A 9,426-nucleotide genomic window follows, 5' to 3' on the forward strand; every position below is an offset into this window, starting at 1 on the left:
CTGGACACCACCAATCGAAAGGAGGGCCCCATTCATGGCAACCAAGAAGAAGGCAGCCAAGAAGGGCAAGAAGCGCTAACTCGCGTTTCGGCCTTTTCTGAGGGGCGTCGCTCGATCGAGCGGCGCCCCTTGTCCGTTGTCTCGGGTGGTCTGCGCTGCACGCGAGGGAGATCGCGCGCACACCGCCCGCGCAGGATGCCCCGGCGCTCGGGCGGAACTCCTGCACCATGACGGATCCACGGATCGAGAAGCTCACCCGCGTGCTCGTGCACTACTCGCTCGGTCTCCAGCGCGGACAGTTGGTGCGGATTCGGGGGTCGGCGCTCGCCTCCGCCCACATCCTGGCGGCGTACCGGGAGGCGCTGCGGGCCGGCGCGCACCCGACGGTGCGCGTCGCCATCGACGGGCTCGAGGAGACCTACTACCGTACCGCGACCGACGACCAGCTTCGCTACGTCTCGGAGTTGGACCGGCACGAGGTCGAGACGCTCGATGCGGAACTGTCGTTTCTCGGCGCCTACAACACCCGCGCGCTCACGCGCGTAGATCCCGGCCGGATGCGGATGCGCCGCGAGGCGACGCGCGAGCTGAGCCGCCGCTTCATGGAGCGCGCCGCGAGCGGGGCGCTGCGGTGGTGCCTGACGCAGGCGCCGACCCACGCGGACGCCCAAGAGGCCGAGATGTCGCTGGCCGAGTACGAGGACTTCGTCTATACTGCGGGGCACCTCGACGAAGCGGATCCCGTGGCGGCGTGGGAGCGGGTCGCGCGCGAGCAGGACGCGGTGTGCGACCGGCTCGGCCGGACCCGGACCCTGCGCATCGTCGGCCCCGACACCGATCTGACCGTGTCCGTCGCCGGGCGGCGCTGGATCAGCGCGGCCGGCACGCACAACTTTCCCGACGGCGAGGTGTTCACGGGGCCGGTCGAGGACGCGACCCGCGGCACCGTCCGCTTCTCGTTCCCCGCGATCTACGGCGGGCGGGAGGTGACCGACGTGCGGATCGTGTTCGAGGGGGGTCGCGTCGTGTCCGCGACCGCCGCGAAGGGGGAGGAGTTCCTCAAGGCGATGCTCGACGTGGATGCCGGCGCGCGGGTGCTCGGCGAGTTCGCGTTCGGGCTGAACTACGACATCCAGCAGTTCACGCGCAACATTCTCTTCGACGAGAAGATCGGGGGCACGCTGCACATGGCGTTCGGGGCGGCATACCCGGAGACCGGCGGCAAGAACAACTCCGGCCTCCACTGGGACATGATTCTCGATCTCCGGGACACCGGTGCGGAAGTGCACGCAGACGGCGAGGTGGTCTACCGGAACGGGCGATTCCTGACGTAGCGCCGTCGTCCGGTCACGCGGCGCCGTAGGCGCGCTCCACCCTGGTCACGAGATCGGTGAACTCCTCGTGCGTGCGCTCGGCGACCTCGTCCGCCACCTCGGCGTACCGGGGACCCTCGGACGCCTTCACCTGGATGTTGGAGAGCACCCGTCCTTCGAGTTCTTGAAGGAGTTCGAGGACGTCCTCTTTCGGAAATGGGCCCCATTCGCCGCCGACCAGCCGTTCGATGAACTCGTCGAGCGGCCGATACTCGTCCTGGCATACCGTGTCGTAGAGTTCCCACAAGCGGTCGTTCACGGCACTCCTCCCACGAGCTCCCACGCGTCCAGCAGCGCGGCGACGCTCCACGCTTGGGCGATGCACCCCCGGGCGGTGTGCGGCGAGTCTCCATCGAAGATCTCGCCGGCAGTCCCGAGGCCGGCTTCCAGCAGATGCGCCCGGAACGGCTCGAGCAGCCGGCGCCCGGCCGCGCGATCGCCGGTGAGCCGCACGAGGGCGGCGACGTAGGGGCCGAGCCACCACGCCCACGCCGTGCCCTGATGGTACGCTTCGTCGCGGGAGGCCACGCCGCCCTCGTACCGGCCGTGGTACGCCGGCGAGTCCGGCGCGAGCGAGCGCAGCCCGAACGGCGTGAGCAGCCTGGTCCTGACCGCGTCGAGCACGCGGCGCGCCGTCGGGCCGTCGAGCAGCGCGTGCGGAAGCGAGAGCGCGAGCAGCTGGTTCGGCCGGAGGGACGGATCGGGCGTGCCGTCGGGGGCGATCACGTCGTAGAGGTACCCGCCCTCTTCGTAGAAGAACCGCCGGCAGAACGTGCGGCGGAGAGCCGCCGCCTCGGCGGTGTACCCGGTGCCGTCGAGGCCGACGGCGTCTGACCAGGCGGCCAACCGGCACAGTGTCTCGTGCCAGAGGGCGTTGAGATCCACGGCCTTGCCCGCGCGCGGCGTCACCGCGCGCCCGTCGTACCGCGCGTCCATCCAGGTCAGGGCGAGTCCAGGGGCGCCGGCTTCCAGGAGACCGTCGGCGGGGTCCACGCGAATCCCGTGGCGCGTCCCCGCCCGGTACCGGGCCACGATCTCGCGAAGCGCGGGGAATACGCGGTCGAGCAGCGGCCGGTCCGGCACGCGCTCGAGGTAGCGGCCGACCGCGTGCGCGTACCAGAGGGCTGCGTCGGCACTCGTGTACTCGGGCGCCGTCCCGTCGTCGGGGAATCGGTTGGGCAGCATCCCCTCGCTCACGGTTCCGGCGAACGCGAGGAGGATCTCCCGCGCGTCCTCGGGCCGCCCCGTCGCCAGGGTGAGACCGGGGAGGGAGATCATCGTGTCCCGCCCCCAGTCGGCAAACCAGTGGTAGCCGGCGATCACCGAGCGGCGGGTCGCGCCGCGGACGAGAAACTGATCGGCCGCCAACACGAGCCGCCTCGGTAGCCCGCCGCTTGAGGGAAGCGGGACCGGGTCGGGCGCAAGATGCGCGGCGCGGTCGACGAGCGCCCGCTGCCGGCGGCGTTCGGTCTCGTATCCGTCCGGCCCCTCCGCCGGCGGGCCGTCGGGGTCGGCGGACGCCACGAGCGTGATGTCCCCTCGGGGCTCGAGCGGGGCGACGAAGGCACCCGGCACGTACAGGTCCTCCACGTGGTCGAGCCCGCGGTCGCGTTCCGCGCGGTGGAGAAACCGCCAGTGCCATTCCGGCCGCTCCACGAACGCCCCGGCGCTCGTCGTGATCGCGTACGGCGTCGCGCCCGGCCACGGGACGACCCGGATGCCCCGGGGCAACCGCGCAAGGTCGAACCGCCATTCCGGGCGGCCTCGGGTGAGCGTATGGTAGTCGCGCTCGGTGAGGTACGGGCGGATCGTAAGACGCACGGGGCGGCTCCCGGGGCGGAGGCGGTAGCGGACGCACGCCGCGTTTCGTTCGTGCGGCATCCAGATCGTTTTCTCGATCGTGGCCTGGGGCAGCGCGAACGTCCAGACCGGGAGCGTGCCGTCGAGGTGGAAACCGGTGAGGTGCCGGTACCCCTCCGGCGCGATCGTGCCGTCGTGATATTCGTTCGTGCCGAGCGCGATCAGGCGCCCGTCGATCTCGACGGTCTCGTCGACCTTGGCGACGAGGACGGTCCGCCCCACCGGGGGCGCCAGCGCCGCGACGAGCAGGCCGTGGTAGCGCCTCGTGTTCGCGCCGGCCACCGTTCCCGACGCGTAGCCTCCCAGGCCGTTCGTGACGAGCCACTCGCGGCGGAGCAGCGCATCGAGAAACCCGAATAGCGGGGAGGCGAGGCTGAGCGCCTCGCCTCCCGCCCGGCCGGTGCCGGAACCGCGATTCGCCGGCGCGCGGCGGGCGTCCATGCGGTCGTCGGAGGGGTTAATGGCCCTCGAGATACCGCTCCACGTCCATCGCCGCCATGCATCCCCACGCCGCGGCGGTGACGGCCTGGCGGTACCGGTGGTCGTGGACGTCGCCGGCGGCGAACACGCCGCGCACGTTCGTCATCGTGTGCTCGTGGAGCCGTACGTACCCCGCGGCGTCCAGGTCGACCTGGCCGCGGAACAGCTCGGTGTTCGGATGGTGGCCGATCGCCACGAACAGCCCGTCGACCCGGAAGTCCTCGGACTCCCCGGCCTTGAGATCGCGCAGCCGCAGCCCGGTCACCTTGTCGTCGCCCAGCACGTCCTCGACCGCGGTGTGCCAGCGCACCGCGACCTTGCCGTGGTTGAGCGCGCGCTCGGCCATGATCTTGCTCGCGCGGAACTGATCCCGGCGGTGGATGATCGTGACGCGCGTCGCGAACTTCGTGAGCACGAGCGCCTCTTCCATCGCCGAGTCGCCGCCCCCGACGACCGCGACCTCCTTGCCCCGGAAGAAGAACGCGTCGCACGGGGCGCACGAGGAGACCCCGTGGCCGATCAGCCGCTGCTCGTTCGGGAGCCCGAGCCAGTTCGTGGCTGCGCCGGTGGCGATGATCACCGCATCCGCCGACAGCGTCTCCCCGGCGGCGGTCACCTGGAACGGCTGCGTCTTGAAATTGACCGCGCTCGCGTCATCGTCGATGAAATCGACCTCGAATCGTTCGGCCTGCCGGCGCACCATCTCCATCAGCTCCGGTCCCTGGACGCCCTCGGGGAACCCGGGGAAGTTCTCGACGTCGGTGGTCATCGTGAGCTGCCCGCCCCGCTGGCTCCCGGCGATCACGATCGGGTGGAGTTGCGCCCTGGCCGCGTAGATCGCCGCCGTGAGGCCGGCCGACCCCGACCCCAGGATGATCACCTTGCGCGTCTGTGCCATCGTGCCACCTCCGGGCGGACCCACCGGGGCCCGCCACCTTCAATTGGAACGCTCCGCCCCCTGCGATTCTTCCCGCGCGCCGGACCGCCTAGCCTCGGGCGGCGCCGCGCCGCGCCGGGATGCGGTGGTACTGGACGAAGTTGATCCGCCCGCGCGCCACGATCGGGACCGACCCGACGATCACCACGGCGTCGCCGGCGCGGGCGAGCTGCCGCTGGACCATCTCGCGGTCGATCTCCTGGATCATCGCCTCCGTCGTCCGCCGGAACGGCACGATGACGGGCCGGACGCCCCAGTAGAGACTGAGCAGCCTCGCCACGCGCTCGTCCTCGGTGCACGCGAGCACCGGCGCGCCCGGCCGGAGCTGGGACAGCGCGCACGCCGTGCGCCCCGTCGTCGTCACCGCGACGATCATGCGCACGCGCAACTCGTCTGCGAGCATCTGCGCCGCGCTCCCGATCGCCTGGAGCACCCTCGGCCGGGGGTGGAGGGTCGTCCGGCCGAAGTGGGTCGCGGCCTCGACCGTGCGGGCGATGCGGGCCATCGTCTGCACGGCCTGGACGGGGTAGCGCCCCACCGCGGTCTCCGCGGACAGCATCACCGCGTCCGTGCCGTCCAGGATCGCGTTCGCGACGTCCGAGGTCTCGGCCCGCGTCGGCCGCTCGTCGCGCACCATCGATTCCAGCATCTGCGTGGCGGTGATGACCGGGACGCCGTGTTCGTTCGCGCACCGGATGATTCGCTTCTGGAGCAGCGGCACGTCCTCGGGCGGCAGCTCCACGCCGAGATCGCCTCGCGCGACCATCACCGCGTCGGACGCCGTGACGATCTCGTCGAGGCGGGTGACCACCTCGGGCCGTTCCAACTTGGCGACGAGCGGGACCGATCGCCCGAGCCGGCGCAGCAGCCGCCGGGCGTTCCGAAGATCCGCGGCGCTGCGGACGAAGCTCAGCGCCACGTAGTCGACGCCGTACCGCAGGCCGGCCCGCAGGTCGCCGACGTCCTTCGGCGTGAGCGCCGGACCGCGCAGCCGGACGCCCGGGAGATTGACGCCCTGGTGTTCGCCGAGCACGCCCCCTTCGACGACGCGACAGTGGACCTCCCCGCCCCGGCGGCGCACGACGACGAGCTCGATGGTGCCGTCCCGCAAGAGGATGCGCTGGCCGCGGCGGACAACGCGCGACAGCCGCGGAAACGCGACGTGGATTCTGCGCGCATCGCCGACGATCGCGCGCGCCGTCAGCGCGACCTCCGCGCCCGGGACGAGGCGCACCGGATGGACCAGGCGGCCGACGCGAATCTTGGGCCCCTGGAGGTCCTGGAGGATCGCGAGGGGCACCCCGGCCCGGCGGGCGACGCGCCGCAGCTGCTCGATCGAGCGGCGGTGGTCGGCGCGGGTGCCGTGCGAGAAGTTGATGCGCGCGACATCCATGCCCGCGGCGAGCAGGCGCGTGAGGACGGCGTCCGTGCTGCTCGCCGGGCCGATCGTGGCGACGATCTTCGTGCGGCGGGCGGCGACGCCGGGTTGGCGCGCCGTGGGGGAGGGGGGCATCGGCTACGGCAGCTCCGTCGAGGCGGCGAGCGGGTCGCCGCGGATCCCGAGCGCGGCCGCGCGGGCGCGGATCAGGTGGCTCTCTTCCCGGCGGTACCTGGGCATGCCGCACGTCGGGCAGAGATCGAGCGCGTGGAGCTGGTCCAGGTATCGCAGGACCGCGTGGACGAACGCCGCGTGGCTCCAGGTGAGCGGCGACACCGACAGCGGGGTGCCGTCGTAGGGATGAATCTGTTCCGGCAGCACGCCGCTCGGCAGCGCGCGGGACGCGGCCCAGCGGATGATCTCGAGGGGGCGGGTCAGATCGGCGGCGGATTTCGCGCGGGCGATGTGCCACTCGGCCACCCAGAGCGTGCAGAGGATCCAGGGGTTGCCGGGGACCGGGCCGGTGTCCTTGCTGACCTGCTGGTAGTAGTCGTCCTCGTACCGCGCGATCCCGCCGACCTCGGTCTGCACGCGGAGCCGGGTTTCCACCGCCTGCATCGTGCTGACCATCTTCGGGTCGTCCGGATCGAGCATGCCGAACGCGAACAGACCGTACAAACTCGCGTCGATCGTGAGGTCGAGCGTGGCGCCCGTCGTGTTCGGGGTAAGCATGCGCGCGAACCGGTTCGCCTCCGCGCTCCACAGGTGGGTGAGGACGCCGGAGCGGACCCCGTCCGCCGCGGCGCGGTAGCGCGCCGCGTAGTCCGCCTCCCCGAACGCGGCGGCGAGGGCGCCGGCGGCCTCGAGCCCCCCGTATACCGAGCCGCACGTGAACGCGTGAACGCCGTGCCGCTCCTCCCAGAGGTCGTACGAGGGGCGGGGCAGGCCCGTCGACGGGTCGCGGAACTCGACCAGGAAGTCCGCCGCGGCCTTGATCAGCCGGCGGTACAGCGGCTTGATGAACTCGACGTCGCGATTCGCCGCGAAGTGCAGCCAGAGCGCCCAGACGACGAGCGCGGTCTCGTCCTCCTGGATCGGGTACTGCCGGGCGCCGTCGGCGATCCACGGGTGCCACGACGAGCCGACCGACCGGTCGGGGTTGTACTTGTGGAGCAGGAAGCCCTCCCGCGCGATCACCTGGCCGCAGAACTGGTAGAACGGCCGGGTGAGGTCGTTGTACCCGCCCATGTCGAGCGCGCGCGACACGAGCGCGCCGTCGCGCGGCCACATGTACCCGTAGGTGTCCCGGCCGACCCGGAGGATGTCGGAGTCCGTGCTCGCGATGATCGCGCCCTGGTTGTCGATCTGCGTGCGCGCGATCAGGAGGCTCTGCTTGAACCGCTCGACGACCTCCGGCGGCAGCGGGCCGAAGTCCATCGTCTCCTTGTTCACCCACAGGGACCAGTAGTCGCGGGTGCGCTTGAGGAGCGCCGCCGGCGTGCGGGAGAGCACGAACCGGTTGAGGCCCCGCAGTTCCTCGTAGGTGTTCCCCACGAGGAGCCAGCTGTACGCGACCTGTTCGCCGCCCCCGGGCACGAGAAGCGAGACCCCGCCGGTGCTGTCCACCGATCCTTGGGCGATCGCGTTCATGCCCAGGATCCCGTCCTCGGCGTCCCGCCACGTGCCCTCGCGCTGCTGCCACTCGCTGATCCCGACCGCGTACTGGGTCCAGCCCTGGTCGGTCGGCGTGAGCACGTTCGCGTGGAACCAGCGGGGGCCCTTATAGTGGAAGAGCCCTTTGCTGTTGGGATCGTAGTACGCGGTATCGCCGTACGCGGTGCCGCTGATGTCGAAGTCATGGTGGCAGAACACGCGCACCTCGCGCGGCCCGGGCGCGAGGTTCCCCACCGCGATCCGGCGGACGAACGCGTTGACGTGGAAGTCCACGCACTCTTGGAGCCCGAGCCGGATGCCGAGCCCCGCATGCTCGAGCGTCACGTCGGTGACGAGGGTGTCGGGGAGGTACCTCGCGGTGCCCCGCCACCCGTCGTCGCCGACCCACGCGAAGCGTCCGTCCACCCACAGCCCCAACCGGCACTGGTGCCCGACGAGATGGTTCTCGCCGCCGACGTACGGGTAGTAGAGATCCACCAGGCGGTGCTGGAGGTCAAAGTTGATCTGCATCGAACCGTTGCCGATCGGCAGGTCTCGGGGCATCCGAGCACCTCCTCCCCGTAGTCTTCGCCGCCGCGCCGCCCATTCCCGACCCTCCAGGAGAGATTCCCATCGGACGGCCGGAGGAGGACACGGGCGGCGGATGCAATTCTGAGGGGAGGAAGCGGCGTCCGCACCGGGCGGCGCTGCGAGGAGCCTGCATGGCCATTATGGCGATCAGCGTCACACCGATCGGGACCGGGTCTCCGAGCGTCGGCTCGTACGTGGCCGAGGCGGTCCGCGTGATTGCGGACAGCGGCCTGCGCTACGAGCTACGGGCGATGCACACGGAGGTGGAGGGCGATCTCCCCGCGCTCCTCGCCCTCGTGCCCAAGATCCACGAGGCCTGTTTCGACCAGGGCGCGAGGCGCGTCTCCACCGTGATCAAGCTCGACGACCGGCGGGACGCCCCCTCGTCTATCGCGGGCAAGGTCCGGTCTGTGCAGCAGCGCCGGGGACGGGCGTAGCCGGGTCCGATGGCGCGGGGCGTCCTGGACCGGCTCGACCGGTGGTTCGATCGCAGGTACCAGATCCGTCCGATCGGGGGCGGCGGGTTCATCTTCAGGCTCGGGCTGATCCGCTACCGCGGTCCGCGCCTGCTGCTTCAAGACGGCACGACCGTCGCGCCCGGGGATGTCGTCGGCGAGCTGCACATGGACAACCAGCGCGCCGCGGCCCTCCACGAGGGGGGCAGGGGCGGGCTGCGATTTCGCCGCGAGGTGTTCCGCCTGCTGCCCGTGCTGGCCGCGGATCTCGTGGCGCGTCCGGAGTACCGTTCGGTCAACGCGATCTGCGGCGCGAGCCTGTTCTGGCAGGAAGCGCAGCGCGCCGGGTTCGAGCACCGCCCGCTGCCGCCGTTTACGCGCTGGTGGCTCGCCTGGTGGGAACGCTACCTGCTGGCGAAGTATCATCCCGAGGGGAAGCGGCGCCTCGCGGTGGGCAAGCGCACCGAGCTCAGGCAGGTCTGGATGACGCGCACCAGGCTGCTCCGGTTCGCCGAGCGCACCGGCGCGGATGAGAAACGCGGACCGGCCTAGGCTGTACTGTTTGGATGTAGTGTTGACACTTGGAGGGGTACCTCCCGTGACAGCAAGAGGGTCACAGTCCAACCTCCGAATACTCCAACCGAGACCTGGCGGGTTTCGGAAGGAGGGAGACGGACGTGACCCTCGAGGACAGCGTTC

The 9,426-nt window shown here is 71.1% G+C and carries 8 protein-coding genes; 3 read left to right on the forward strand and 5 right to left on the reverse strand.

Annotation, left to right across the window (positions count from 1 at the left end; all coding sequences use genetic code 11):
• Nucleotides 1–227 precede the first annotated feature (227 nt).
• The gene (locus VKZ50_19665) at nt 228–1,334 is read left to right on the forward strand and encodes an aminopeptidase (protein ID HLJ61950.1); all 1,107 of its coding nucleotides are present in this window, start codon (nt 228–230) and stop codon (nt 1,332–1,334) included.
• Nucleotides 1,335–1,347: 13 nt separating this feature from the next.
• Here the strand turns inward: VKZ50_19665 and VKZ50_19670 are convergent, their stop codons facing one another.
• The 5 genes from VKZ50_19670 to VKZ50_19690 form a co-directional block, all read right to left on the reverse strand.
• On the reverse strand, nt 1,348–1,632 hold the full coding sequence (locus tag VKZ50_19670) for a hypothetical protein (GenBank protein ID HLJ61951.1): 285 nt from the start codon (nt 1,630–1,632) through the stop codon (nt 1,348–1,350).
• Nucleotides 1,629–3,674 (reverse strand): amylo-alpha-1,6-glucosidase, encoded by a 2,046-nt coding sequence (locus VKZ50_19675; GenBank protein HLJ61952.1) that lies wholly within the window; start codon nt 3,672–3,674, stop codon nt 1,629–1,631. Before VKZ50_19675 ends, VKZ50_19670 begins: the two co-directional genes overlap by 4 nt.
• A 16-nt stretch (nt 3,675–3,690) precedes the next feature.
• On the reverse strand, nt 3,691–4,611 hold the full coding sequence (trxB, locus tag VKZ50_19680) for a thioredoxin-disulfide reductase (protein ID HLJ61953.1): 921 nt from the start codon (nt 4,609–4,611) through the stop codon (nt 3,691–3,693).
• An 88-nt stretch (nt 4,612–4,699) separates the two neighbouring features.
• Nucleotides 4,700–6,163, reverse strand: a complete 1,464-nt coding sequence (gene pyk, locus VKZ50_19685) for a pyruvate kinase (protein ID HLJ61954.1) — start codon at nt 6,161–6,163, stop codon at nt 4,700–4,702.
• Between the two features lie 3 nt (nt 6,164–6,166).
• Nucleotides 6,167–8,245 carry a glycoside hydrolase family 15 protein gene (locus VKZ50_19690; GenBank protein ID HLJ61955.1) on the reverse strand — a complete coding sequence of 693 codons (2,079 nt, stop codon included), beginning with the start codon at nt 8,243–8,245 and terminating at the stop codon, nt 6,167–6,169.
• Between the two features lie 158 nt (nt 8,246–8,403).
• Here VKZ50_19690 and VKZ50_19695 point away from each other — a divergent pair, with 158 nt between their 5' ends.
• Complete coding sequence (locus VKZ50_19695; protein ID HLJ61956.1) at nt 8,404–8,709, forward strand: MTH1187 family thiamine-binding protein; 306 nt, start codon at nt 8,404–8,406, stop codon at nt 8,707–8,709.
• Between the two features lie 9 nt (nt 8,710–8,718).
• Nucleotides 8,719–9,279, forward strand: coding sequence for a hypothetical protein (locus VKZ50_19700; protein ID HLJ61957.1), 561 nt, complete (start codon nt 8,719–8,721; stop codon nt 9,277–9,279).
• The last annotated feature ends 147 nt before the right edge of the window (nt 9,280–9,426 follow it).

The organism is bacterium (assembly GCA_035295165.1).
Lineage (GTDB): Bacteria > Sysuimicrobiota > Sysuimicrobiia > Sysuimicrobiales > Segetimicrobiaceae > JAJPIA01.